We start from the raw sequence: 25,323 nt of genomic DNA, 5'->3' as shown, positions 1-25,323 counted from the left end.
TCAGCGTGTCAGACGGTCGAGGAAGGCGATCATCAGCGCCTCCCGCACCCGCGGCGGAGCGACGTCGACGAGTGCGTTGACCGGTCCGAGGCGCTCGGGCACCGCGACCTCTCCGCCCTCGCCGGCCAGCCCCGCGAGCGCCAGCAGGCCGTCGAACGCCTCGTCGTCGAGGGTGTCCGGGTCCAGCGTCGCGGCCGCCTCGGCGAGCAGCGGGTCGATGTGGATCGGTCCCTGCTCGGCCGCCTGCGCCACCGACGCGCGCAGTGCGTCGAGGAACTCGGGCACCGACGCGGCCGTGGCCGCCGAGATCGTCAGGTGCAGGTTCGCCGGCTCGTCGCCGAACCGCATCTGCGGCTGCACGAACCAGCCGCGGTCGAGCATGAGGTCGCTGATCGTGAACACGTCGACGGCGTCGTCGGTGCCCACGACGACGAGCGAGGTGTCGGGCCGCTCGACGAGGTGCAGGTGCTCGGTGGCCTCGATGCCGTCGGCCAGCTCGCGGGTGCCGTCGAGCGTGCGGCGGACGAGGTCGCGGTAGCCGTCGGCACCGATCAGCTGGACCACGGCCCACGCGGCGGCGAGCGGTCCGCCGGACTTCGTGGACTGCGTGGTGGAGTTCAGCATCGTGTAGCCGGGCCAGTCGGCGTGCGCGAAGAACTGCGGCCGGCGCAGCGACGCGTCGGCGTGCAGCAGCAGCGACACCCCCTTGGGCGTGTACGCGTACTTGTGGAGGTCGACCGAGAGGCTGGTGACGCCGGGCACCGCGAAGTCCCACGGGGGAGCGTCGGGGGTCCACGGCAGGATCCAGCCGCCGATGCACGCGTCGACGTGCAGGCGCAGCCCGCGCTCGCGGGTGACGGCGGCCAGCTCCTCGACGGGGTCGATGACGCCGTGGGCATACGAGGGCGTGCTGGCGGCCACCAGCACCACGCGGTCGCCCAGACGGTCGATCGCCTCGGTCATCGCGTCGACGTCGGCGCGGTGTCCGGCTCCCACCGGGACCGCGACGAGCTCGACCCCGAAGTAGTGGGCGGCCTTGGCGAAGGCCGCGTGGATCGTGCTGGGCACGACCATCGCCGGGCGCTCCACGCCGGCGGCATCGCGCGCGGTCTGCACCGCCAGCAGGATCGACTCGGTGCCGCCGGACGTCACCGTGCCGACGACCTCGTCGCCACCGTGCAGGATCGAGCGTGCGAAGCCGACGAGGTCGGCCTCCATCGACAGCAGGCTGGGGAAGGCGGTGGGGTCGAGGCCGTTCGTGGCGGCGTACATCGCGACGGCCTGTCGGGCGACCTCGTCGGCTTCGGCCAGTCCCGAGTCGTAGACGTACGCCAGCGTGCGGCCGCCGTGGGTGGGGAGGTCGCCCTCGCGGCGGGCGGCGAGCTCGGCGAGGACCTGCTCAGGCGACATCGGCACTCCTCAGTCGGTCGTCGAGTCGGTAGCCGCGCAGCAGCACGAGGCTGATCGCGGACAGGAGGGCCGGCAGCACCGAGAAGCCCAGCGCGATCGCGAGGCGGGCGCCGTCGGGCTGGTCGACGGTGACGCCGGACGTCGACGACACGTAGCCACCGGCCGTCAGCACGAGCGCGAAGATGCCGGGCCCGAGGGCGAGGCCGAGCGTCTCGCCCGCGGTCCACACGCCGGTGAACACGCCGATGCGGTTGGCCCCGCTGCGCGAGGCGTCGTCGGCGGCCACGTCGGGCAGCATCGCCATCGGGAAGACCTGGGCCCCGGCGTACCCGATGCCCACGAGTGCGGCGGCGACATAGGTGAGCGCGAGCCAGCCCTCGTGCGCCGCCAGCAGTGCGGCCATCCCGATCACGAGGAAGACGGTGGCGACGGCGTACCCCGACCGCTTGCCGCGGGTGGTGGCGTAGCGCTCCCACAGCGGCGTGACGAGCAGCGCGGGACCGACGAAGGCGACGAACAGGAACGTGTTGGCGGCCGTGCTGTCGAGCAGGTCGTCGGCCACGTAGGCCACGCCCGCCAGCACCGTGCCGATCGCGGCGGCCTGCACGACGAACGTCAGCAGCACCGCGCGGAAGTCGGGGTTCTGGGCCACGAGCCGCAGCTGGTCGGCGAACGTGCCGCCCGCGGTCTCGGTGGGGTGCTCGGGCGCGCCGCGCGTTCCCCACCACGCGCCCAGCACGCCGAGCGCGATGACGAGGCCGACGTACGCGCCCATCGCCGCGTGCCCCAGCTGGTCGGCCACGATCGGGGCGGTGGCGCCCGAGACCAGGATCGCCAGCGCGAGGACGACGACGCGCCACGTCATGAGGCGCGTCCGCTCGGCGTAGTCGAGCGTCAGCTCGGCCGGCATCGCGACGTAGGGCACCTGGAAGAACGCATAGGCGCTCGCGCAGCCCAGGAACGCCACGGCCACCCACGCGGCGGCCAGGGCCTGCGGCTCGGTGGGACCGGCGAACATCACCGCGAACAGCACGGCCAGGGTGAGCCCGGCCCGCACGAGGAACGGACGGCGCCGCCCGGCGGGATGCGTGGAGCGGTCGCTGATGCGCCCCGCGATCGGGTTGAGGACGACGTCCCACGCCTTCGGCGCGAACACCAGCACGCCGGCCAGCGCCGCGCCGATGCCGATCTCGTCGGTCAGGTAGGGCAGCAGCAGCAGTCCGGGGACGGTGCCGAAGGTCCCGGTGGCGACGCTGCCGAGCGCGTAGCCGCGCCGGACCCGGGCCGGAAGCTCAGTCGTCACCGTCGGCCGGACCGGTGTCACGGGCCTCGGCGAGCTCGGCCAGGAACGTGGTGGCCCAGCGCTCGATGTCGTTCTCCATCACCTGCTTGCGCAGCGCGCGCATCCGCTTGCGCAGGTCGACCGGAGGCGCCTGCATGGCCTCGAGCAGCGCCTGCTTCATGCCGTTGATGTCGTGCGGGTTGACCTGGAACGCCTGTCGGAGCTCGCCGGCGGCACCGGCGAACTCGCTGAGCACGAGCGCGCCGCGGTCGTCCCAGCGCGTGGCGATGTACTCCTTGGCGACGAGGTTCATGCCGTCGCGCAGCGGGGTGACCACCATGACGTCGGCGGCCCGGTACATCGCGGCCATCTCCTCGCGCGGGAACGAGGCGTGCAGGTACTGGATCGGCTGCTGGCCGATGCGGCCCATGTCGCCGTTGATCCGGCCCACGAGGCGGTTGATGTCGTCGCGCAGCAGGCGGTACTGGTGCACGCGCTCGCGCGACGGGGTGGCGACCTGGACGAACACGGCCTCGTCGACGTCGATCACGCCGTCGCGCACGAGCTCGCCGAAGGCGCGCAGCCGCTGGGGCAGGCCCTTGGTGTAGTCGAGGCGGTCGATGCCGATGAGCACGTGCCGCGGGTTGCCGAGGCTGTCGCGGATCTCCTGCGCCCGGGCGATGACCTCGGGGGTGCGCGAGAGCTGCTCGAAGCCGCGCGCGTCGATCGAGATCGGGTAGGCCCGCGCCAGGACCTTGCGGCCGTCGGGCAGGAAGACGGTGTCGCGCACGGTGCGGTGGCCCACGCGCTGACGCACGAGGCGGGCGAAGTTCTGCGCGCCACCGGGCATCTGGAAGCCGACGAGGTCGGCGCCCAGCAGGCCCTCGAGGATCTGGCGGCGCCACGGCAGCTGCTGGAACAGCTCGGTGGGCGGGAACGGGATGTGCAGGAAGAAGCCGATCAGCAGGTCGGGGCGCAGCTCGCGCAGCATCTGCGGGACGAGCTGCAGCTGGTAGTCCTGCACCCACACGACCGCGCCCTGCGCGGCGAGGGAGGCGGCCTTCTCGGCGAAGCGGCGGTTGACCGTGACGTAGGCGTCCCACCACTCGCGGTGGTACTCCGGGGTGACGACGACGTCGTGGTAGAGCGGCCAGAGGGTGCCGTTGGAGAAGCCCTCGTAGTACTCCTCGACCTCCAGCTCGGTCAGCGGCACCGGGACGAGTCGCAGGCCGTCGTGCTCGAACTCGGGGAGGTCCTCGTCGGCGGCACCGTGCCAGCCGATCCACGCCCCGCCCTGGAGCTTCATGACCGGTTCGAGTGCCGTGACCAGACCGCCGGGCGACGTGCGCCACGAGACCTCGCCGTCGTCGCCGATCCGGCGGTCGACGGGCAGGCGGTTGGCGATCACGAGGAAGTCGGTCTTCTCGGGCGCCATGCGGCCAGCCTAGAGGAGAACGGGCCCGCCCGCCGCGGACCTCACGCGGTGGGGCGACGGTTTCGGCGAACGGGAATGACAAGCGTGTGATTTCGCCGGTACAGTCGGGCACATGGCAGCGGTGGAGAGTCACGACCAAGCGGTCCGCGACGGCGCATTGTCCGATCGCGACCGCGAGATGCTCGAGCTCGAGCGCCTGTGGTGGAAGTACGCCGGCGCCAAGGAGCAGGCGATCCGCGACAAGTTCGACATGACCGCCACCCGCTACTACCAGATCCTCAACGCGCTGATCGACTCCGAGGACGCGCTCGCGCACGACCCGCTGCTCGTCAAGCGCCTGCGCCGCCTCCGTTCGCAGCGCCAGCGTCAGCGCCAGGCCCGGCGTACCGGCTCCGACCGCTGAGGTGGAGGAGCAGCCGCCCCTCGAACCGCGCGACGACCGGCGTGAGCCCGAGCGTCGTCGCCCGTGGCACGTCGTCGTGCTGCCCGCCGTCTGGCTGATCCTCGGTGCCCTCGGCGGCTGGGCGATCATCGAGGCCGTCCGCGAGGACGAGGCGCCCGCGCAGTCCGCGCAGCGCACCAGCACGGGCCCGACGTCCAAGCCCACGAAGAAGGCCTCCGCGAAGCCGAAGCCGAAGAAGACGACCGAGCCCACCGCCGAGCCCACGACCGAGCCGACCACCGAGCCCACCGCGACCCGGTCGATCGGCGTCTCGGTCTACAACCAGATCGGCATCGGCGGCCTCGCCGCCCGCGTCGCCGGCCAGGCCCGTGCCGCCGGCTGGACCGTCGGCGCCGTGGCCGACTGGCGCGGTGGGGTCCCGCAGGACACCGTCTACTACCCGGCGGGACGCCAGGCCGAGGCCGCGCTGCTCGGCAGCGACCTCGGGATCGTGCGCCTCATGCCCGCCACGGGGAACATGTCCACCAGCAACCTGACGGTCGTGCTGGCCAGCCCCCGCTGACCCCTCGTGCGGCCGCGCCATACTCTTCCCATGACTGATCCGGGGCGCACCCTGCTCGCGCTGGACTTCGACGGCACGCTCGCGCCGATCGTCGAGGACCCCGCGTCGGCGTACATCCACCCCGAGTCCCTCGCGGCGCTGCGGCGTCTCGGGCCGATCCTGGGGACGATCGCGATCATCACCGGACGTCCCGTCGACCAGGTGCGCCGGCTCGGCCGCTTCGAGGAGGGCGACGGCCTGGAGCACCTGGTCGTCTGCGGCCAGTACGGCGCCGAGCGCTGGGACGCCGCCACGGGCGAGCTGACCCGGCCGTCGCGCCCCGAGGCCGTCTCGCAGCTGGCCGCGCGCCTGCCGCAGTGGATGCGCGAGCACGATGCGTCGCGCATCCGGGTCGAGGACAAGGGCCTGGCGATCGCGCTGCACACGCGCGGCGTCGCGCCGGGCCTGCTCGACGAGCTGGCTCCGCAGATCGAGGCGCTCGCCACCGAGGTCGGCCTGCACCTCGAGCCCGGCCGCCAGGTGATCGAGCTGCGCGCCTCGGGCACCGACAAGGGCCAGACCCTGCGCGGCATCATCGGCCGCGTCTCGCCCGGTGCGGTCATCTACGCCGGCGACGACCTCGGCGACCTGCCGGCGTTCCGCGAGGCCATCGCCCTGCGCGAGCAGGGGATGGACGTCACCCTCGTGTGCTCGGCCTCCGAGGAGCAGGACGCGCTCGTCGCGCTCGCCGACGTGGTGCTCGACGGGCCCGACGACGTCGCGGCCTGGCTCGGCGACCTCGCCGACCGGTTCGCCCCGGTCTGACGCTCGCCCCTCCCGCTCGTCTCGGCATCCGGACGAAGTGGACGTATCGTGAGACGCGCCCCTAGGCTGGCATCACTCATCCCGAGGGGCAGAGGGACACGGCCCGACGAAGCCCCAGCAACCAGCCGACCACCGGCCAGGTGCTAATTCCGTCCGCGGTCGAACGCCGGCCCGGAGAGATGAATGGAGTCGTCGTGAGTGTCACGATCCCTGACCGCACCACCCTTCGCGAGGGTGCCTTCGGCCCCGCCACCGCCCTGAAGTGCCGCGAGTGCGGCGCCACGCGCGAGCTCGGTCCCCACTACGCCTGCTACGAGTGCTTCGGCCCGCTCGAGATCGCCTACGACTTCGGCACGGTCACCCGCGAGCAGATCGAGGCCGGCCCCACGAACATCTGGCGCTACAAGGCGCTGCTGCCCGTCCCCGCCGACATCGAGGACAGCCCCAACCTCGAGCCGGGCTTCACCCGCCTGCTCGACGCGCGCAACCTCGCGGCCGAGCTGGGCCTGTCGAAGCTGTGGGTCAAGGACGACAGCACGAACCCCACCAACTCCTTCAAGGACCGCGTCGTCGCCTGCGCGCTCAGCGCCGCGCGCGAGTTCGGCAGCAAGGTCTTCGCCTGTCCGTCGACCGGCAACCTCGCCAACGCGGTCGCGGCCGCGGGCGCCCGCGCCGGCATCCGCACGGTCGTGTTCATCCCGAGCAACCTCGAGACGCCCAAGCAGGTGAACTCGGCGATCTTCACCGACAACCTGGTCGCCGTCGACGGGAACTACGACGACGTCAACAAGCTGGCCAGCGAGATCGCCGGCGAGGACGAGGGCTGGGCGTTCGTCAACGTCAACGTGCGGCCGTTCTACGCCGAGGGCTCCAAGACGCTCGGCTACGAGATCGCCGAGCAGCTCGGCTGGCGCCTGCCCGACCAGATCGTCATCCCCGTCGCCTCGGGCTCCCAGCTGACGAAGGTGCACAAGGCCTTCCAGGAGCTCATCGCGCTGGGCCTGGTCGAGGACAAGCCGTACCGCGTCTTCGGCGCGCAGGCGCAGGGCTGCAACCCCGTCGCCACCGCGTTCAAGGACGGCGTCGACGCGATCCGGCCGGTGCGGCCCGACACGATCGCCAAGTCGCTCGCGATCGGCAACCCCGCCGACGGCATCTACGTGCTCGACATCGCGCGCGGCACCGGCGGCGGCGTCGAGGAGGTCGACGACGACCAGATCCGCGACGCGATCGTCCTGCTCGCGCGCACCGAGGGCATCTTCACCGAGACCGCCGGTGGCACCACCGTGGCCGTGCTGAGGAAGCTCGTCGAGACGGGCCAGCTGGACCCCGAGCTCGAGACCGTCGTGATCAACACCGGTCACGGCCTCAAGACGCTCGACGCGGTCGCCGGTTCCGTCGGCCCGCGCGCCACGATCGCCCCCACCTACGACGCCTTCGCCGCGGCCGGCATCGCCTGAGCCGTCCGACCGAAACCACCCGAGGAGCCCCCATGGCCGTGTCCGTCCGCATCCCCACGATCCTGCGCAGCTACACGAACGACGAGTCGCAGGTCAGCGCCGAGGGCGACCGCCTCAGCGCCGTGCTCGACTCGCTCGAGACCGCCTACCCCGGCATCCGGGCCCGCATCGTCGACGAGGACGGCAAGCTGCGCCGCTTCGTCAACGTGTACGTGGCCGAGGAGGACGTGCGCTTCGCCGACGGCCTCGACACCAAGACCCCCGACGGCACCCAGATCTCGGTGATCCCCGCGGTCGCCGGCGGCTGCTGAGCAGGCTTTCGGCCAGTCCGCCGTAGGCGATTCACGCGCCTGCCGATACGCTGGTCCCGGGTCCGGCAGCGGGCCTTCCCCCGCAGAACAGGTGGTCTCATGGTGCATGGCACCGTCAAGTGGTTCAACTCCGACAAGGGGTACGGCTTCATCGCCGTCGACGGCCAGGACGACGTCTTCGTCCACTGGTCGAAGATCGCGATCAACGGGTTCAAGACCCTCGAGGACGGCCAGAACGTCGAGCTCGAGGTGGTCGACGGCCCCAAGGGGCGCGAGGCCGAGAACGTCCAGCCGCTGCACTAGGCATCGGGGCCGGGGCCTCGGCCGACCTCGGGTGCGGGGTCGCTTGAACGGGCGGGATTAGCACTCGTATAGTGAGAGTGCTAGTTCCACTTCTACTTATGTCGGAGACACGCACCCATGGCCAAGTCCATCGCATTCAACGAAGAAGCCCGGCGCGGGCTCGAGCGGGGCATGAACCAGCTCGCCGACGCCGTCAAGGTCACCCTCGGCCCGAAGGGCCGCAACGTCGTCCTGGAGAAGAAGTGGGGAGCCCCCACGATCACGAACGACGGCGTCTCCATCGCCAAGGAGATCGAGCTCGAGGATCCCTACGAGAAGATCGGCGCCGAGCTCGTCAAGGAAGTCGCCAAGAAGACCGATGACGTCGCCGGCGACGGCACCACGACGGCCACCGTCCTGGCCCAGGCGCTCGTGCGCGAGGGTCTGCGCAACGTGGCCGCCGGCGCCAACCCGATGGGCCTGAAGAAGGGCATCGAGATCGCCGTCGAGGCCATCAGCGAGCAGCTGCTCGCCATGGCGAAGGACGTCGAGACCAAGGAGCAGATCGCCTCCACCGCCTCCATCTCGGCCGCGGACACCACGGTCGGCGAGATCATCGCCGAGGCCATGGACAAGGTCGGCAAGGAAGGCGTCATCACGGTCGAGGAGTCCAACACCTTCGGCCTGGACCTCGAGCTCACCGAGGGCATGCGCTTCGACAAGGGCCACCTGTCGGGCTACTTCGTCACCGATCCCGAGCGCATGGAGACCGTGCTCGAGGATCCGTACATCCTCATCGTCAACAGCAAGATCAGCACCGTGAAGGACATGGTCCCGGTGCTGGAGAAGGTCATGCAGACCGGCAAGCCGCTGGCGATCATCGCCGAGGACGTCGAGGGCGAGGCCCTGGCCACCCTCATCGTCAACAAGCTGAAGGGCACCTTCAAGTCGGTCGCCATCAAGGCCCCCGGCTTCGGTGACCGTCGCAAGGCGATGCTGACCGACATCGCGATCCTCACCGGTGGCGAGGTCATCAGCGAGGAGGTCGGCCTCAAGCTCGAGAACGCCGATCTGACGCTGCTCGGCACCGCCCGCAAGGTCGTCACGTCCAAGGACGAGACCACCATCGTCGAGGGCGGCGGCGACGAGGCCCAGATCCAGGGCCGTGTCGCCCAGATCAAGGCCGAGATCGAGAACAGCGACTCGGACTACGACCGCGAGAAGCTCCAGGAGCGCCTCGCCAAGCTGGCCGGCGGCGTGGCCGTCATCAAGGTCGGCGCGGCCACCGAGGTCGAGCTCAAGGAGCGCAAGCACCGCATCGAGGACGCCGTCCGCAACGCGAAGGCGGCCGTCGAGGAGGGCATCGTCCCCGGCGGCGGTGTCGCGCTCGTCCAGGCCAGCAAGGCCGCGTTCGAGAAGCTCGAGCTCGAGGGCGACGAGGCCACCGGCGCGAACATCGTGCGCGTCGCCACCTCGGCCCCGCTGAAGCAGATCGCCGTCAACGCCGGCCTCGAGGGTGGCGTCGTCGCGGAGAAGGTCGCCAACCTGGAGCAGGGTCAGGGCCTCAACGCGGCCACCGGCGAGTACGTCGACATGATCGCGACCGGCATCATCGACCCGGCCAAGGTCACGCGCTCCGCGCTGGCGAATGCCGCGTCGATCGCCGCGCTGTTCCTCACCACCGAGGCCGTCGTGGCCGACAAGCCGGAGCCCGCGGCCCCGGCCGGTGCGCCCGACATGGGCGACATGGGTGGCATGGGCGGCATGGGCTTCTGAGCCACGCCTGATCACAGGACCCCGGTACCGCGCGGTGCCGGGGTCCTGTGCGTCCGGGGGATGGGAGGATGACCGGCGTGACCACGTGGCCCGACCTGTCCCGCACCGACGACGCGCTGACCCCCGAGCACCGGGACCGGCTCGTCGCGGCGGGCGTCGACCCCGAGCGGCTCGACGCCGTCGCCTGGCGCCGGATGGACGGTCCGCTGCCGTCGTGGTGGAACGACCTCGGCAACGTGCTGTACGCCGCTCCCGGGGCCCGGCTGCCCGACCACGTCCTGGCCGGCCTGACGACCTTCTACTACTCCGGCGCGCTCCTCGTGGTGGGGGCGCCGATGGACCACCTGACCTCGCTGCTGGTCGGCGGCGACGACGCCACGGTGTTCCTCGACGAGCGCGTCGTGCTGACCGCCGGCGAGCTGTACTGCGGGCCCGGCTCCTCGATCGCGCTGCACGGACCCCTCGTGGCCACCCGGTCGCCGGTCGTGGACGCGCGCAACGGGGGGCGCGTCGTGGCCGCCGGCGACCAGCTGTGGGCCGCGGGCGTCTACATCGCCACCGACGACATGCACCGCCTCGAGGACGCGGCCACGGGCGAGCGGCTCAACCCGTTCGGCGCCACGATCCGCATCGGTCACCACGTGTGGCTGTGCCGTGAGGCCGTGGTGTCCGGACACGTCGAGATCGGTGCGCACGTGTGCGTCGGCATGCGGTCCGTCGTGCGCGGTCAGAAGGTGCCTCCGAACGTGGTCGTGATGGGGTCTCCGGGGCGTGTGGTGCGTGAGGGGACCACGTGGTCATTCGACGACACGCCGTGAGGCGCGATTTCGGGACTCATTGCACGAAACTTCCAGTTACCCCAGGTGCCCGTGCCCGATTCGTCGACGTGCGACCGCACGGGCACCGGTAAACCGCAGGACGAGATCGTGTGACATGGACGACATCCGCGAATTTCTGAAATGACCAGACAGCCGTTCGACGATGGCCTACTTTCGAGGGGAAAGCAGGGGCGTCGTGCCAGTCGATGGCCGCCGGCGGGGGAAGCCGGCGAGGGAGAGCATCGAGTGGCCTGGAGCCGGGCCGGGGGGCTTGTCCACGGACATGTATCGGTACCACTCCACGTCGCTCTTGGCTGAGTACGCAGACACACAGACATCACGTGGGTCAGCGGTGAGGCGGAGGGGTCCGCAGCTCGACACCGATGGCTTGCATTGGGGAGTGGCAATGACTTCAGCGATCGACGGACGAGATGAGACCGTCCTTCCGCTGCGTCTGGTGGAGCCCATCACCAGCGACCCCGGACTCGGATCTCCTTCCGTGCACCGGGAACTCACGGCGATCCCCACGGGGCGATCGTCTCTGGAGAACCTGATCCGCCAGGGCCTCTTCGGGCACCTGCTCGTGCTGACGGGCACCGTCATCGCCGGCGTGGCCGTCGGGATGGCCCCCGGAGCGCTCGCGGTCCTGGCCGCCGGCGTCGTCGGCTGGCTGGGTCTGAGCCTGGCCGCGCTGCCGGCCTACGAGCGTGCGGGCTCGCTGCGCCCCGCCAAGCGACTGATCGCCGTCCTGGCCCTCGGTGCGCTGGCGACCCTCGTGGTGTCCGACGTCGTGTCCGCCGAGCTGCGCTCGGCCGTCGTGGTCCTGAGCGTCACCGCGGTCCTGATCGTGGGCTCCGCCCTGGCCCACCGCGCCGCGATGCGCCGGGTGCCCACCCTGCTGGTGGGTCCGGCCGACGCGGTCAACCGGCTGGCCGCCCGCTGGGAGGACCGCCACGACCTCGTGGTGGTCGGGCGCTGCACGTGGGACTCCACGCAGCCGCTCGGCAGCGCCACGGTGAACTCGGTGGTCCGCGACGTCCCGAAGCTGCTGCGCACGGTCCACGGGGCCCGCGTCGTCATCACGGCCGACCAGGCCCTCGGCGACCCGTCGCTGCGCCACCTCGCGTGGGGCCTGCAGCGGGCCGAGATCGAGTGCCTCGTGCTGACCGACATGAACGACTACGTCGAGTTCGTGCGACCCACGCGTGTCGGCGACCAGCTGGCGCTGGCCCTCGACCCGCCGAACAGCCACCTCGTCGGCCAGGCCGTCAAGGCGTTCTTCGACCGCAGCTTCGCGCTGCTGGCGATCCTGTTCGGCGCCCCGCTGATGGGCCTGCTCGCGCTGGCGATCCGCATCGACTCGCGCGGCCCGGTGATCTACAGGCAGGAGCGCACGGGCAAGGACGGCGTCCCGTTCGTCATCTACAAGTTCCGCACGATGGTCGTCGACGCCGACCAGCGCGTCGAGGAGCTGCGCGAGATGAACGAGGGCGCGGGCCCGCTGTTCAAGATGACGCAGGACCCGCGGGTCACGCGCGTCGGGCGGCTGCTGCGACAGACCTCGCTCGACGAGCTGCCCCAGCTGTTCAACGTGCTGCTCGGCGACATGGCGCTCGTCGGACCGCGGCCGGCCATCGAGAGCGAGACCTCGCAGTACAGCCAGTGGGTCTGGCGCCGGCTGCACGTCAAGCCCGGCATGACCGGCCTGTGGCAGGTCAGCGGCCGCTCGAACCTCTCGTGGGACGAGTCGATCCGCCTCGACCTGATGTACGTGAACAACTGGAACCTGCGCATGGACCTGTCGATCCTGTTCAAGACCGTCGGCGTGGTCCTGGGGCGCAAGGGCGCCTGGTAGGCCCCACCGGTCCACGACGAACGGCCGCCGCTCCTTGGGGGAGCGACGGCCGTTCGTCGTCGGTGGGCGCGGCGCGGATCAGTGCTCGGTGATCGTGCCGGCGCCCACGGTGCGGTTCGTGGCCTCGTCGATGAGGATGAACGAGCCCGACTGGCGGTTGCGCTGGTAGGGATCGACCATGAGCGGCTGGGTCGTGCGCAGCACCACGCGACCGATCGCGTTGAGGCCTAGGCTGCCCGGTGCCTGGTTCCGGTGCAGCGTGTTCACGTCGAGCTCGTACTTGATCTCCTTGACCAGGGCGCGCGCCGAGCGGGTGGTGTGCTTGATGGCGTACTTGCCACCCACGGTCATCGCGCTGGCGTCCATCCAGCAGACCATCGCGTCGAGGTCCTGCGTGACGACGGGCTGGTTGTTCGGCCGCACGATCATGTCGCCGCGCGACACGTCGACCTCGTCCTCGAGGCGCACCGTGACCGACATCGGCGCGAACGCCTCGGCCAGCTCGCCCTTCGCGGTGTCGATCGCCTTGATCCGGCTGGGCAGGCCGCTGGGCAGCACGAGCACCTCGTCGCCGGGGCGCATGACGCCGCTGACGACCTGGCCCGCGAAGGCGCGGTAGTCGCCCTGGCCGTTCTGCGGACGGATCACGTACTGCACCGGGAAGCGGACGTCGACGAGGTTGCGATCGCTCGCGATGTAGACGTTCTCCAGGTGGTGCATGAGCGACGGGCCCTCGAACCAGCCCATATTCGCCGAGCGCGACACGACGTTGTCGCCGGTGAGCGCCGACAGCGGGATCGTGGTGACGTCGGTGAACTCCAGCCGCGCGGCGAAGTCGACGAACTCGTCGCTGATCTGGCGGTAGACGTCCTCGGACCAGTCGACCAGGTCCATCTTGTTGATGGCCAGCACCACGTGCGGGACCCGCAGCAGCGACACGAGCGTGGCGTGGCGGCGGCTCTGCTCCTGCAGGCCCTTGCGAGCGTCCACGAGGATGATCGCCAGATCGGCCGTGGAGGCGCCCGTGACCATGTTGCGCGTGTACTGGATGTGCCCGGGGGTGTCGGCGATGATGAACTTGCGCTTCGGCGTCGAGAAGTAGCGGTACGCAACGTCGATCGTGATGCCCTGCTCGCGCTCGGCGCGCAGGCCGTCGGTCAGCAGGGCCAGGTCGGTGTACTCGTCGCCGCGCTGGGCGCTGGTGGCCTCGACGGCCTCGAGCTGGTCGGTGAAGATCGACTTCGAGTCGAACAGCAGCCGGCCGATCAGGGTGCTCTTGCCGTCGTCGACCGAGCCGGCCGTGGCGAATCGCAGGATGTCCATCAGAAGTAGCCCTCCTTCTTGCGGTCCTCCATCGCGGCCTCGCTGACCTTGTCGTCGCCGCGCGTGGCGCCGCGCTCGGTGATGCGGGTGGCCGCGACCTCGGCCACGACCTCCTCGGGCGTGGCGGCGGTGGAGGGGACGGCCGCGGTCAGGGTGGCGTCGCCGACCGTGCGGTAGCGGACCGACTCGACGAACACCTCCTCGTCCTCGCGCGGCGCGCAGTGCTGGTTGATCGTGAAGTACATGCCGCCGCGCAGGAAGACCTCGCGCTTCTGGGCGTAGTAGATGTCGGGCAGCTCGATGCCCTCGCGGGCGATGTACTGCCAGATGTCGAGCTCGGTCCAGTTCGACAGCGGGAAGCAGCGGATGCTCTCGCCCGGGTGGATGCGGCCGTTGTAGAGCGACCACAGCTCGGGGCGCTGGTTCTTGGGGTCCCACTGGCCGAAGTCGTCGCGGAAGGAGAAGACGCGCTCCTTGGCGCGGGCCTTCTCCTCGTCGCGGCGGGCGCCGCCGAACAGGGCGGTGAGGCCGTGCTGCTCGGCGGTGCGGATCAGGACGGGGGTCTGGATGCGGTTGCGTGAGCCGTTCGGCTCCTCGCGGACGAAGCCCTCGTCGATCGCGTCCTGGACCGAGCCCACGATGAGGCGCACGCCCAGCTCGTCGACGACGCGGTCGCGGAACGCGAGGACCTCGTCGAAGTTGTGGCCGGTGTCGATGTGCACGACCGGGAAGGGGATGGGCCCGGGCGCGAAGGCTCGGACGGCGAGGTTCAGCATCACGACCGAGTCCTTGCCGCCGGAGAACAGCAGCGCCGGGCGCTCGTTCTCGGCGACGAGCTCGCGGATGATGTAGATCGCCTCGGCCTCGAGATGGTCGAGCTGGCTCATGCCGTAGCGACGCGACTCACGCGTGTCGGTCATCGACGGGTTCCTCCCCATGGGGTCGAGCGGTGCCGGGGGTGCGATCGGTGGGCGCTCGGACGCGGCCGACCGCGGGCATCGGCTGTGCCACAATCGTCGCCCATGGACCCGTGGCTCCCCGGACGCGCCCACAACGTGGACACCCTGTCCGCGGACTGGTCCGCCGGGACGTGCCGATGAGCGCGACGGCGGTGCTCCGGGGCGCGCAGCTTGACGGGCTGGAGCTGATCCTCGGTGGCTTCCTCGACCCGGTGGACGGGTACTGCCTGCCGGGGCGGACGCCCGCCGACTGGCCCGTCGCGCCGCAGCTCGCGGTGTCCGCCGAGGCCGCCCGCGACGCGGTCGACCAGGGCTCGCTGACCCTCACCGACCCCGACAACACGCCGCTCGCTGTGCTCGTGCTGTCGGACACGCGTGCCGGGCAGGACGGCCTGACGTGGGTCGCCGGCCGGGTCCGCGCCGTGCGCGCGGCCGAGCACCCGCCGGCCCGGCGGGCGCGGCTCGTGGTCCCGGTCGACCTGCGCGACCACGTCGTCGCGCTGTTCGGCGGCCGGGTCAGCGCCGCCGACGTGATGCGGGCGGCGAGCGCCGCGGACGGCCGGCCGCTCGCCCTCGTCGGGGTGGCGCAGGACGGCTGGGCCGGCGACATGACGCTCATGGAGGAGCTGCGGCGGTGCGCGGAGCAGGTCCCGCATGCGCAGGCCTGGTACCTCCCCGCCCCCGCGGTGAACGACGCGACGACGCCCGAGGAGGTGCTCGGGATCGCGCTGCGATCGCTCGGCGTGAGCGACCCGCTCGACTTCCGCCGCCCGGACGTGCGCGACGCCCGCGGGGCGGTGCTGCTGCTCACCGGGCTCTCCGGGGCGGGCAAGTCCACCGTCGGCCGCGCCGTGGTCGAGGCGGTGACGGCGCGCGGCCTCACGCACGCCGTCCTGCTCGACGGCGACGACGTGCGCCGCGAGCTCTCCGACGGTCTCGGCTGGAGTCGCGAGGACCGGGCCCGGAACCTCACCCGCATCGCCTGGGTGGCGGCGCGGGTCGCCGAGGCCGGGGGACTGGCCGTCTGCGCCCCGATCGCCCCGTTCGCCGCGGTCCGTCACGCGATGCGCGAGCGGGTGGAGCCGCGCTCGCCGTTCCTCGTGGTCCACGTGGCCACGCCGCTGGCGGTGGCCGAGGCCCGTGACCGCAAGGGTCTCTACGCCAAGGCGCGGGCGGGCCTGATCCGCGACTTCACGGGGATCGACTCGCCCTACGAGCGACCCGAGGACGCCGACCTGACGATCGACACGTCCCTCATGGGAGTCGGCGAGTGCGTCGAGGCGGTCGTGGGGCTGCTGCGCGAGCGGGGTGTCGTCGCGGGGTCCTAGGGCCGCGATCCCGAGTCGATCGTGTGATCCGCTTCACACGACGCGTTAGGATCCCCTCATGCCGGGGTCCACCGAATCGCCCTTCGCCGTGCCGCCGGGAGTCGATCCCGACGCGCTGGCGCGGGCGCTGCAGGACGCCCACGACTCCTTCCTCTCCACCGGCGCCGTCGACGGGCCGGTCCGCTCGGTGGTCAGCGAGTCGTGGCGGCGCAGCCTGCTCGGCGGGCTCGACCCCGAGCGTGACCTCGCCGCCATCACGCTCGACTCCGCGCGGCTCGAGGAGATCCGCCGCCACCACCCGCTCGCCGCCGGCATGCCCGTGGTGCGACGGCTCCTCGTCGAGAGCGCGGCCGACGCCGGGCTGCTGGTCGCGGTGAGCGACGCGGCCGGCCAGCTGCTGTGGGTCGAGGGCGCCGCCCGGCTGCGCCGGATGGCCGAGGAGATGAACTTCGTGGAGGGCGCCGACTGGAGCGAGGCCAGCGCCGGCACCAACGCTCCGGGCACCGCCCTCGCGCTCGACCGCGCCGTCTCGCTGCTGGGACCGGAGCACCTGGCCCGACCCGTCACGCCGTGGAGCTGCTCGGCCGCGCCCGTCCACGACCCCGACACCGGCGCCGTGCTCGGCGTCATCGACCTCACCGGCGGGGCCGAGGTCGCCAGCGCGACCAGCCTCGGGCTCGTGCGCGCCACGGCGGCGGCGGTGGAGGCCGAGCTGCGCCTGGAGCGCGTCCGCGGCGCCGCGGCCTCGCGCACGGTCGGCACGCCCGGGGTGCGACGTCCGCGACTCGACGTGCTGGGCGTGCGCGGCGCGGTGCTGCACCACGGCACGACCACCACCCGGCTGAGTGCCCGGCACAGCGAGATCGCCCTGCTCGTGGCGGCCGCCGACCGTGGCCTCACCACGGCCGAGCTGGCGGTCGCCCTGAGCGACGACGAGCTGCCCGAGGTGACGATCCGCGCCGAGCTGTCGCGCCTGCGCCAGGTCCTCGGCGGGCTGCGCCTGGAGTCGCGCCCCTACCGGTTCGCCGCGGCCGTCGACACCGACGTGCAGCGCGTGCGCGACGACCTCGCCGCCGACCGGCTGCGACAGGCCGTGGCGCGCTACCGCGGGCCGATCCTGCCCGACTCGCAGTCGCCCGCGATCGCCGCGGCGCGCGACGACCTCCACCAGCTGGTGCGCTCGCACCTGCTCGTGGGCGACGACCCCGACGCGCTGCTCTCGTTCGCCGACACCGGCCACGGCCGCGACGACTACGAGATCTGGGAGCGCATCGCCCGGGTCCTGCCGGCCTCCTCCCCGCGGTTCGCGCAGGTGGCCGACCACCTCGAGCGGCTCGACGCCGAGCTGGGCTGACCGCGCGTACCTTTCTGCAACGTTGCGCTGCCTACCGTCGGGTCATCGGGTGTGAGCCCCCTCACACCTGCCCCCCCCGACGAAGGAGTCACCGATGGCCGTCTACGCAGCACCCGGCACCGAGGGAAGCGTCGTTTCCTACAAGCCGCGCTACGACCACTGGATCGGAGGCGAGTACGTCGCCCCCGCCAAGGGTCAGTACTTCGAGAACGTCTCCCCGGTCAACGGCAAGGTGTTCTGCGAGGTCGCCCGCGGCACCGCCGAGGACATCGAGAAGGCGCTGGACGCCGCCCACGCCGCCGCGCCGGCCTGGGGCCGGACCTCGACCACCGAGCGGGCGAACATCCTCAACAAGATCGCCGACCGCATCGAGGAGAACCTCGAGATGCTGGCCGTCGGCGAGACGTGGGACAACGGCAAGCCCGTCCGCGAGACGCTGGCCGCCGACCTCCCCCTCGCGGTCGACCACTTCCGCTACTTCGCTGGCTGCATCCGCGCCCAGGAGGGATCGATCAGCCAGATCGACGACGACACCGTCGCCTACCACTTCCACGAGCCGCTGGGCGTCGTCGGCCAGATCATCCCGTGGAACTTCCCGCTGCTGATGGCCACGTGGAAGCTCGCCCCCGCGCTCGCGGCCGGCAACGCCGTGGTCCTCAAGCCCGCCGAGCAGACGCCCGCGTCGATCATGCTGCTGATGGAGCTGATCGCCGACCTGCTGCCCGCCGGCGTGCTCAACGTGGTGAACGGCTTCGGCGCCGAGGCCGGCGCCCCGCTCGCGTCCAGCAGCCGCATCCGCAAGATCGCCTTCACCGGTGAGACCACCACGGGCCGCCTCATCATGCAGAACGCGGCGCAGAACCTCATCCCCGTCACCCTGGAGCTGGGCGGCAAGAGCCCGAACATCTTCTTCGAGGACGTCGCGAGCGCGGACGACGCGTTCTACGACAAGGCGCTCGAGGGCTTCACGATGTTCGCGCTCAACCAGGGCGAGGTCTGCACGTGCCCGAGCCGCGCGCTCATCCAGAACTCGATCCTCGAGCAGTTCCTGCCCGCGGCGACCGAGCGCACCAAGCTGGTGAAGCAGGGCAACCCGCTCGACACCGACACGATGATCGGCGCGCAGGCCAGCAACGACCAGCTCGAGAAGATCCTGTCCTACATCCAGATCGGCGTGGACGAGGGCGCCCGCATCATCACCGGCGGCGAGCGCGTCGACCTCGGCGGCGACCTGTCGGGCGGCTACTACGTGGCGCCGACGATCTTCCAGGGCCACAACAAGATGCGCATCTTCCAGGAGGAGATCTTCGGCCCGGTGGTCTCGGTGACCGGCTTCGACGACTTCGACGACGCGATGGGCATCGCCAACGACACCCTGTACGGCCTGGGCGCCGGGGTGTGGAGCCGCGACACCAACACCGCCTACCGGGCGGGCCGGACGATCGAGGCGGGCCGGGTCTGGACCAACTGCTACCACCAGTACCCCGCGCACGCGGCGTTCGGCGGCTACAAGAACTCCGGCATCGGCCGCGAGAACCACTCGCAGATGCTCGACCACTACCAGCAGACGAAGAACCTCCTCGTCAGCTACTCGCCCAACGCCGTCGGCTTCTTCTGATCCCCATGGAGGCCGAGATGTCACCCGAGTCCGTCGGCTCCTCCCTTCCGACGGCCCGGGTGGCCGTGACCCCGGAGGCGGCGGACCTGCTCCGCCGCCTCCGGGCCGATCACGACCAGCCGCTGATGTTCCACCAGTCCGGTGGATGCTGCGACGGGTCCGCGCCGATGTGCTACACCCGGGGCACCCTGCTGATCGGCGCCGCCGACGTGCTGCTGGGCGAGCTCGAGCCGGGCACGCCCGAGCCGGTCCCGGTGTGGATCTCGGCGGCGCAGTTCGCGTACTGGTCGCACACCCACATCACGATCGACGTCGTCCCGGGACGCGGTGCCGGCTTCTCGATCGAGGGTCCGACGGGGCACCGGTTCATCATCCGGTCGCGGGTCTTCACCGAGGAGGAGACGGCACGGATGGGACCCGTGGTGCGGGGCGGGGTGAGCGGCTGATCCGAGCCCGTCGACCGCGGACCCGTCGGGACCATGAACGACCACCCGTTCGAGGCATCTTTCCCATCAGTCACACGGGGCGCACACGTCCCACGTCGGAAGCCTGAGGAAAGCCTCAGACCCACGGATTTCGACTGTTACGCTCTGCGCCATGGGTGATTTGGGTTACAAGCTGAAGGTCCTGCGGCGCATCGGCATCATCAAGGCGCTCCCGCCGCACAAGCTCATCGGCGCGGCGCGCGTCCTGAAGAAGTGGGGACCGGGCCTGCCGTCCGGCATCAACGCCGCGGCGAAGCGCTACCCCAAGCAGATCGCCATCATCGACGACGCCGGCGAGATCACCTACGAGGACCTCGTCAAGCAGGTGAACCAGTTCACCGAGGTGCTGCGCGAGCGCGGCATCGAGGCGGGCGACTCGGTCGCCGTCCTGGCGCGCAATCACCGCTACCTCGTCATCGCCCTGGTCGCCGTGGTGCAGATGGGCGGTCGCATCCTGCTGCTCAACACCATGTCCAGCCGCGCCCAGCTGACCGACCTGGCCGAGCGCGAGGGCGCCGAGCTGCTCATCCTCGACCAGGAGTTCCTGCCCCTCGTCGAGGACGTCCGCCGCAGCCGCCTGCTGCTCGCCTGGGCCGACGCCGACGCACCCTCCGAGATCCCCTCCATCGAGTCCGTCACGGCCGGCAAGCCCGGCGCCGACCAGCCCGTGCCGCCCAAGCACGGCGAGATGATCATCTTCACCTCCGGCACGACCGGCCTGCCCAAGGGCGCGAAGCGCAAGGAGCCCGAGGACCTCAAGCCGCTGCTGGCCTACTTCGGCGCGATCCCGTACCAGAGCAACTCGGTCGTCGCGATCGGCGCGCCGCTGTTCCACTCGTGGGGCCTGATCAACCTGGGCTTCGGCCTCTCGACGTGCCCCACGTTCGTGCTGCGCCGCAAGTTCATCCCCGAGCAGACCCTGCGCGACATCGAGAAGTACAAGGTGCGCGTGCTGGTGGTCGTGCCGCTCATGCTCCAGCGCATGGTCAAGGCCGACCCGAAGGTGGTCAAGGAGACCGACGTGTCCAGCCTGGCGATCACCGCCTCCAGCGGCTCGGCCCTGGCCGGCGACCTGGCGCTGCACTTCATGGACATGTACACCGACTCCATCTACAACTTCTACGGCGCGACCGAGACCAGCTGGATCACGATCGCCGACCCGAAGGACCTGCGCGCCGCGCCCGGCACCGCCGGCCGCGTCCCGTGGCGCACCACGGTCAAGATCCTCGACCACGACGGCAACGAGGTGCCCCAGGGCGACATCGGCGTGATCCACGTGGTCAACGACATGCCGTTCGGCGGCTACACCGACGGCCGCAACAAGGCGTTCCACTCGGGTCTCATGGATTCGGGCGACCTCGGCTACTTCGACGAGGACGGTCGACTCTTCGTCGCCGGCCGCGACGACGACATGATCATCTCCGGCGGCGAGAACGTCTTCCCGCGCGAGCTCGAGGACTGCCTCGTCGAGCACCCCGAGGTGGCCGACGTGGTCGTCACCGGCATCGCCGACCCCGAGTGGGGTCAGCGCCTGGCCGCCTACGTCGTGCGCAAGGAGGGCAGCGACGTCACCGCCGACGAGCTCGTGCAGTTCTCCAAGGACAACGTCGCCCGCTCGGCCGTGCCGCGTGGCGTGATGTTCCTCGACGAGCTGCCGCGCAACCCCACCGGCAAGGTCATGAAGCGCCAGCTGCCCGCCTTCGAGACCACCGCCTGAGCGCGTGGCGCGACCCGACCTGCCCGCCGTCCTGCGACGGCTGGTCGCGATCGGCCGCTCCGTCTCGTCGTCGGCGCCCTCCGGCTCGTCCGGGCGGGCGCCGTCGGCGCGTCCGCGACGGTCGTCCGGGATCGACCACACGTGGGCCGGCGACCACGACGGCCGCCCCGACCCGGGCGAGATCGTCTGGACGTGGGTGCCGTACGAGGACGACCCCCGCCAGGGCAAGGACCGTCCGGTCCTCATCATCGGTCGCCGCGGCGACGGCTCCCTCGTGGCGCTCCAGCTGACCTCGAAGGACCACGACCGCGACCGGGCCCAGGAGGCGCGAGCCGGGCGCTTCTGGATGGACATCGGCTCGGGCGCGTGGGACGCGAAGGGCCGGCCCAGCGAGGTGCGGCTGAACCGGCTGATCGAGGTCCGCGAGGCCGACGTCCGCCGAGAAGGAGCCATCCTTCCCCGCGGGGTGTACGAACGCGTGCTGGAGGCTGCGCGACAATACCTGCCATGAGCATCGTCGCCCGGGTCGACCGCTTCCAGCGGAAGCACCCGGTCCTCGGATTCCCGATCGCGGTGCTCTACAAGTTCTTCGACGACCAGGGCCCGTACCTGGCGGCGATCATGACGTACTACTCGTTCATCGCGATCTTCCCGCTGCTGCTGATCGCCTCGTCGGTCCTCGGCTTCGTGCTGCAGGACGACCCCGAGCTGCAGGAGCGCCTGCTCGACACGGCGCTCGGCCAGTTCCCGATCGTCGGCGACCAGCTCGGCCGGCCCGAGGGCCTGACCGGCAGCACGACGGCGATCGTCGTCGGCTCGCTCGCCGCGCTCTACGGTGCGCTCGGCGTGGGCCAGTCCACCCAGAACGCGGCGAACGTGGCCTGGGGCGTCCCACGCAACAGCCGGCCGAACCCGATCGTCATGCGGCTGCGCAGCTTCGTCGTCCTCGGCATCGGCGGCCTGGGCATCGCGTTCATCGCGATCCTGCAGTCCATCGTCGACAACCCGCAGGTCGTCGGCATCGACCACCTGCCCGACCTCGGCTGGGTCATGCGCGTGGTCGGCTTCCTCGTCTCGTGGGGCATCTTCGTCACGGTCTTCAAGCTCGTCAGCCTCAAGCGGGCGTCGTGGCGGTCGGTCCTGCCCGGCTCGCTGTTCTGCGCCCTGGGCTGGCAGCTCCTGCAGTTCGGCGGGGACGCCTACGTGCAGGGCGTCGTCGTGCGCGCCTCGTCGATGAACCAGACCTTCGCGGTCGTCCTCGGCCTCATCGCGCTGCTCTTCCTGCTCACCTCGACCATCGTGATCGGGCTGCAGATCAACGTGGTGCGCCGCCGCCACCTCTACCCGCGCGCGCTGCTGACGCCGTTCACCGACAACGTCGTGCTGACCGCGGGCGACCGCCGCGCCTACGCCCAGTACGCGCGCATGCAGCGGCACAAGGGGTTCCAGACGATCTCGGTCGACTTCGACGAAGAGGCCTGAGCGTCGCGGGCGCGCCGCGGGTGCCCGCCCGACTAGACTGCAGGCGTCGCATCGAGAGAACGCAAAGGAACGGTCATGCCCACCGGCAAGGTCAAGTGGTACGACCCCGAGAAGGGGTTCGGCTTCCTCAGTCGTGAGGACGGCGAGGACGTGTACGTGCGCTCCGACGCGCTGCCGAACGGCGTGACCACCCTCAAGGCGGGCACGCGCGTCGAGTTCGGCATCGCGGCCGGCCGTCGCGGCGACCAGGCCCTGCAGGTCCGCGTGCTCGACCCGACCCCGTCGGTCTCCCAGGCCCAGGCGCACGCCCGCCGCAAGTCGCCCGAGGAGATGGTCGTCATCGTCGAGGACCTCGTCAACCTCCTCGACGGCCTCGGCGAGGGCTACCGCCACGGTCGCCACCCCGAGGGCAAGCGCGCCCGCCAGGTCGCGCAGCTGCTGCGTCGCCTGGCGACGGATCTCGACGCCTGACGCGTGACGGGCGCGCTCGAGGGGTTCGCCGTCATCGGTGCCCTGATCGCGGTGGGGTACCTCCTCGCGGCGACGGGCGTGCTGGAGGAGTCCAGCCAGGTCGTGCTCGCGCGGCTGGTGTACTTCGTCGCCACCCCGGCCCTGCTGATCGAGATCCTCGGCTCGACGGACCTGGCCACGGTGTTCGGCCCCTGGTTCCTGGTCGCCGCGATCGGCGTCGTGGCGGTGCTGCTCGTCTACGTGCCGTGGGCCCGGTGGCGGGGCCATCCCGGCAAGGACGTGGTCGTGGGCGGACTCGCGTCCTCCTTCGCCAACTCCGGCTACCTGGGCCTGCCGATCGCCGCCTACGTGGCCGGCGACGTCGCCTTCGCGCTGCCCACGATCATGCTGCAGCTGATGGTCATGACGCCGATCGCCGTCACCCTGCTGAGCATGGAGGACGGCCGGCGGGTGACGGTGCGCGGCTTCCTCGAGGCAGGACTGAGCAACCCGATCTCCATCGCCGCGATCATCGGCGTCGCCCTCTCGCTGGGCGAGGTCGACCTGCCGCGGTTCGTCGACGAGCCCATCTCCCTGCTGGGCGCGATGGCGATCCCGTCGGCCGTCCTGGCGTTCGGCGTCGCCCTGCGGTTCGGACCCAGGATCGGGCACGGCAACCGGACGGAGGTGGCCTTCGTGACCGTGCTCAAGCTGGTCTGGCAGCCGCTCGTCACCTACCTCGTGGCGCGGCACGCTCTGGGGCTGGACGCCTACGAGGTCGCCGGCGTCACCGTCATGGCCGCCCTGCCGACCGCGCAGAGCGTCTTCGTCTACGCCGCCCAGTTCGGCCGCGGCGAGGTGCTGGCACGCGACAGCGTCGTCATCACGACCCTCGTGTCCCTTCCGGTGATGGTCCTGCTGGCGGGTCTGCTGGTGCCCTGACGACTGCCGCGCGCCACGGGTCGGCCCTGTTGGTCCGCTCTGGGGCGGTGGGGGACAATCGAGCCATGAGCACGTCGACCTCTCCTGCACGCGCGGCCCTCGACGCCAGCGCCGACGACGGCACGGTCGGCGACCACCTCGGCAGCACCGAGGAGGCGCCCGGCCTCGTCACCGAGCGCTTCGCCTGCCTGCTGCCGGGCTACCGCGGCTGGTACTGGGCCGTCAGCACGTCGGTGCTCGGCGACGAGGTCACGATCAACGACATCGTGCTGCTGCCCGGCGACGACGCGATCGTCGCGCCCGCGTGGACGCCCTACCGCGAGCGCATCCGCCCCGGCGACCTCGGTCCCGGAGACGTCCTGCCGCCCGAGGAGGACGACATCCGCCTCGTGCCCGCGTGGTCCGCGGGCGACGGCGACGGCACCGGCGTGGTCGACCGCCACTACGCGCGCGAGATCGGTCTCGGTCGCGAGTGGGTCCTGTCGCTCGAGGGGCGCGAGGACGCCGCCGAGCGCTGGTACGAGGGCGAGTCCGGACCCGACACCCCCATCGCCAAGCAGGCGCCGGGCGTGTGCGGCACGTGCGGCTTCCTGGTCTCGCTCGCGGGCGACCTGTCCGACCGCTTCGGCGTGTGCGCCAACAAGATGGCCAACGCCGACGGCCGGGTCGTCGCCCTCACGCACGGCTGCGGCGCGCACTCGGGCACGCGGCCCAAGCGCTCGGCCTCGGCCTCGAAGCTGCCCGATCCGGTCTTCGACACGATGCGTGCCGAGCTCGAGGACTTCTGAGCCGGTCGTGCGCGGTGCGATGCGGGGCCGGGTGGCCTCAGCTGCGGCGACGCCGGCCGATGGGCCGGTCGGTGGACTGGCTGGTCGGGGGCTCCTTCGTGGTCTCCACGAGGGGCGAGGCGATCGGCGACGGGACGTCGTCGGCCGGGATCACGGTCTGCACCGGCGCGGTGGCGGCGCGCTCGGCCAGCATGTCGCGACGGCGCTTGCAGAACTCGATGCCCATGAGGCCCAGTCCCAGTCCGGCGAACGCGGTCCACAGCCACCACGTGCGGCCCTGGTCCTGCAGGTTGCCCCAGAACGGCAGCAGCGCGAGCGCCACGACACCCCAGCCGATCGTGCCGACGGTCATCGTGCGGACGCCGTCGACGTCCATCGGCTCGACCGCGGCGACCCGGTGGGTCGTCTTGCCGAACTCGAGCTCGGTGACCTCGGGACGGCCCAGGTCGGGGATGCGGGAGCGCTTGTCGCGGGCCATG

At 71.3% G+C, this 25,323-nt stretch carries 25 protein-coding genes and 1 riboswitch; of the genes, 19 read left to right on the top strand and 6 right to left on the bottom strand.

All coding sequences use genetic code 11. The features are described from left to right. Genes BJ975_RS12835 through BJ975_RS12825 form a run of 3 tightly spaced genes read right to left on the bottom strand, consistent with a single transcriptional unit; the run spans window position 1 to window position 4,127 of the window. Entirely contained in the window at window positions 1–1,410 is a 1,410-nt protein-coding gene (locus tag BJ975_RS12835) for a pyridoxal phosphate-dependent decarboxylase family protein (RefSeq protein WP_179426518.1), read from the bottom strand. Further along, a complete protein-coding gene (locus BJ975_RS12830) occupies window positions 1,400–2,713 on the bottom strand; it encodes an MFS transporter (RefSeq protein ID WP_317628275.1) in 1,314 nt (437 codons plus the stop codon). The genes BJ975_RS12835 and BJ975_RS12830 overlap by 11 nt, the downstream gene beginning before the upstream one ends. Beyond that, window positions 2,703–4,127: an alpha,alpha-trehalose-phosphate synthase (UDP-forming) gene (locus BJ975_RS12825; protein WP_179426514.1), complete on the bottom strand. Its 1,425-nt coding sequence runs from the start codon at window positions 4,125–4,127 to the stop codon at window positions 2,703–2,705. The genes BJ975_RS12830 and BJ975_RS12825 overlap by 11 nt, the downstream gene beginning before the upstream one ends. A 112-nt stretch (window positions 4,128–4,239) precedes the next feature. Between BJ975_RS12825 and BJ975_RS12820 the strand changes: the two genes are divergently transcribed. From BJ975_RS12820 to BJ975_RS12780, 9 genes are all read left to right on the top strand, one after another. Continuing rightward, window positions 4,240–4,530: a DUF3263 domain-containing protein gene (locus BJ975_RS12820; RefSeq protein WP_179426512.1), complete on the top strand. Its 291-nt coding sequence runs from the start codon at window positions 4,240–4,242 to the stop codon at window positions 4,528–4,530. 1 nt (window position 4,531) lies between these two features. Beyond that, window positions 4,532–5,092 (top strand): LytR C-terminal domain-containing protein, encoded by a 561-nt coding sequence (locus tag BJ975_RS12815; RefSeq protein WP_179426510.1) that lies wholly within the window; start codon window positions 4,532–4,534, stop codon window positions 5,090–5,092. A 30-nt stretch (window positions 5,093–5,122) separates the two neighbouring features. Then, window positions 5,123–5,896 carry a trehalose-phosphatase gene (gene otsB, locus BJ975_RS12810; RefSeq protein WP_179426508.1) on the top strand — a complete coding sequence of 258 codons (774 nt, stop codon included), beginning with the start codon at window positions 5,123–5,125 and terminating at the stop codon, window positions 5,894–5,896. A gap of 73 nt (window positions 5,897–5,969) precedes the next feature. Then, window positions 5,970–6,082: riboswitch (SAM riboswitch) on the top strand. A gap of 8 nt (window positions 6,083–6,090) precedes the next feature. Beyond that, complete coding sequence (thrC, locus tag BJ975_RS12805; RefSeq protein ID WP_269305220.1) at window positions 6,091–7,356, top strand: threonine synthase; 1,266 nt, start codon at window positions 6,091–6,093, stop codon at window positions 7,354–7,356. Window positions 7,357–7,388: 32 nt separating this feature from the next. After that, on the top strand, window positions 7,389–7,667 hold the full coding sequence (locus BJ975_RS12800) for a MoaD/ThiS family protein (protein ID WP_179426497.1): 279 nt from the start codon (window positions 7,389–7,391) through the stop codon (window positions 7,665–7,667). A gap of 99 nt (window positions 7,668–7,766) precedes the next feature. Continuing rightward, window positions 7,767–7,970 carry a cold-shock protein gene (locus BJ975_RS12795; protein ID WP_179426495.1) on the top strand — a complete coding sequence of 68 codons (204 nt, stop codon included), beginning with the start codon at window positions 7,767–7,769 and terminating at the stop codon, window positions 7,968–7,970. 117 nt (window positions 7,971–8,087) lie between these two features. Beyond that, the gene (gene groL, locus BJ975_RS12790) at window positions 8,088–9,725 is read left to right on the top strand and encodes a chaperonin GroEL (RefSeq protein ID WP_179426493.1); all 1,638 of its coding nucleotides are present in this window, start codon (window positions 8,088–8,090) and stop codon (window positions 9,723–9,725) included. A 68-nt stretch (window positions 9,726–9,793) separates the two neighbouring features. Further along, entirely contained in the window at window positions 9,794–10,543 is a 750-nt protein-coding gene (locus tag BJ975_RS12785) for an acyltransferase (protein ID WP_179426491.1), read from the top strand. A gap of 406 nt (window positions 10,544–10,949) precedes the next feature. Then, complete coding sequence (locus BJ975_RS12780; RefSeq protein WP_179426489.1) at window positions 10,950–12,398, top strand: sugar transferase; 1,449 nt, start codon at window positions 10,950–10,952, stop codon at window positions 12,396–12,398. A gap of 78 nt (window positions 12,399–12,476) precedes the next feature. On the opposite strand, the gene BJ975_RS12775 is transcribed toward BJ975_RS12780, so the two are convergent. Both BJ975_RS12775 and cysD read right to left on the bottom strand, forming a co-directional pair. Then, entirely contained in the window at window positions 12,477–13,721 is a 1,245-nt protein-coding gene (locus BJ975_RS12775) for a sulfate adenylyltransferase subunit 1 (protein ID WP_179426487.1), read from the bottom strand. After that, window positions 13,721–14,641, bottom strand: a complete 921-nt coding sequence (cysD, locus tag BJ975_RS12770; protein WP_179426485.1) for a sulfate adenylyltransferase subunit CysD — start codon at window positions 14,639–14,641, stop codon at window positions 13,721–13,723. The genes BJ975_RS12775 and cysD overlap by 1 nt, the downstream gene beginning before the upstream one ends. Window positions 14,642–14,817: 176 nt before the next feature. On the opposite strand from cysD, the gene cysC reads away from it, so the two are divergent. The 10 genes from cysC (at window position 14,818) to BJ975_RS12720 (ending at window position 24,844) form a co-directional block, all read left to right on the top strand. Further along, window positions 14,818–16,008 carry an adenylyl-sulfate kinase gene (gene cysC, locus BJ975_RS12765; RefSeq protein WP_179426483.1) on the top strand — a complete coding sequence of 397 codons (1,191 nt, stop codon included), beginning with the start codon at window positions 14,818–14,820 and terminating at the stop codon, window positions 16,006–16,008. Window positions 16,009–16,066: 58 nt separating this feature from the next. Next, window positions 16,067–17,362: a GAF domain-containing protein gene (locus tag BJ975_RS12760; RefSeq protein ID WP_179426481.1), complete on the top strand. Its 1,296-nt coding sequence runs from the start codon at window positions 16,067–16,069 to the stop codon at window positions 17,360–17,362. Window positions 17,363–17,456: 94 nt separating this feature from the next. After that, window positions 17,457–18,980: an acetaldehyde dehydrogenase ExaC gene (gene exaC, locus BJ975_RS12755; RefSeq protein WP_179426479.1), complete on the top strand. Its 1,524-nt coding sequence runs from the start codon at window positions 17,457–17,459 to the stop codon at window positions 18,978–18,980. A gap of 17 nt (window positions 18,981–18,997) precedes the next feature. Continuing rightward, window positions 18,998–19,426 (top strand): DUF779 domain-containing protein, encoded by a 429-nt coding sequence (locus BJ975_RS12750; protein WP_179426477.1) that lies wholly within the window; start codon window positions 18,998–19,000, stop codon window positions 19,424–19,426. Window positions 19,427–19,577: 151 nt separating this feature from the next. Continuing rightward, on the top strand, window positions 19,578–21,182 hold the full coding sequence (locus tag BJ975_RS12745; protein ID WP_179426475.1) for an AMP-binding protein: 1,605 nt from the start codon (window positions 19,578–19,580) through the stop codon (window positions 21,180–21,182). Between the two features lie 4 nt (window positions 21,183–21,186). Next, entirely contained in the window at window positions 21,187–21,693 is a 507-nt protein-coding gene (locus BJ975_RS12740; RefSeq protein WP_179426473.1) for a type II toxin-antitoxin system PemK/MazF family toxin, read from the top strand. Beyond that, entirely contained in the window at window positions 21,690–22,664 is a 975-nt protein-coding gene (locus BJ975_RS12735) for a YihY/virulence factor BrkB family protein (protein ID WP_179426471.1), read from the top strand. The genes BJ975_RS12740 and BJ975_RS12735 overlap by 4 nt, the downstream gene beginning before the upstream one ends. 75 nt (window positions 22,665–22,739) lie before the next feature. Further along, window positions 22,740–23,135 (top strand): cold-shock protein, encoded by a 396-nt coding sequence (locus tag BJ975_RS12730; protein WP_179426469.1) that lies wholly within the window; start codon window positions 22,740–22,742, stop codon window positions 23,133–23,135. 3 nt (window positions 23,136–23,138) lie between these two features. Continuing rightward, a complete protein-coding gene (locus tag BJ975_RS12725) occupies window positions 23,139–24,056 on the top strand; it encodes an AEC family transporter (RefSeq protein WP_179426467.1) in 918 nt (305 codons plus the stop codon). A 65-nt stretch (window positions 24,057–24,121) separates the two neighbouring features. Next, on the top strand, window positions 24,122–24,844 hold the full coding sequence (locus BJ975_RS12720; RefSeq protein ID WP_179426465.1) for a DUF3027 domain-containing protein: 723 nt from the start codon (window positions 24,122–24,124) through the stop codon (window positions 24,842–24,844). 37 nt (window positions 24,845–24,881) lie between these two features. On the opposite strand, the gene BJ975_RS16580 is transcribed toward BJ975_RS12720, so the two are convergent. Beyond that, window positions 24,882–25,322, bottom strand: a complete 441-nt coding sequence (locus BJ975_RS16580) for a DUF2530 domain-containing protein (RefSeq protein WP_218845900.1) — start codon at window positions 25,320–25,322, stop codon at window positions 24,882–24,884. Window position 25,323 lies beyond the last annotated feature (1 nt).

This window comes from Aeromicrobium tamlense (genome assembly GCF_013408555.1).
Taxonomy (GTDB): domain Bacteria; phylum Actinomycetota; class Actinomycetes; order Propionibacteriales; family Nocardioidaceae; genus Aeromicrobium; species Aeromicrobium tamlense.
This window is presented reverse-complemented; position numbering and strand designations above follow the sequence as displayed.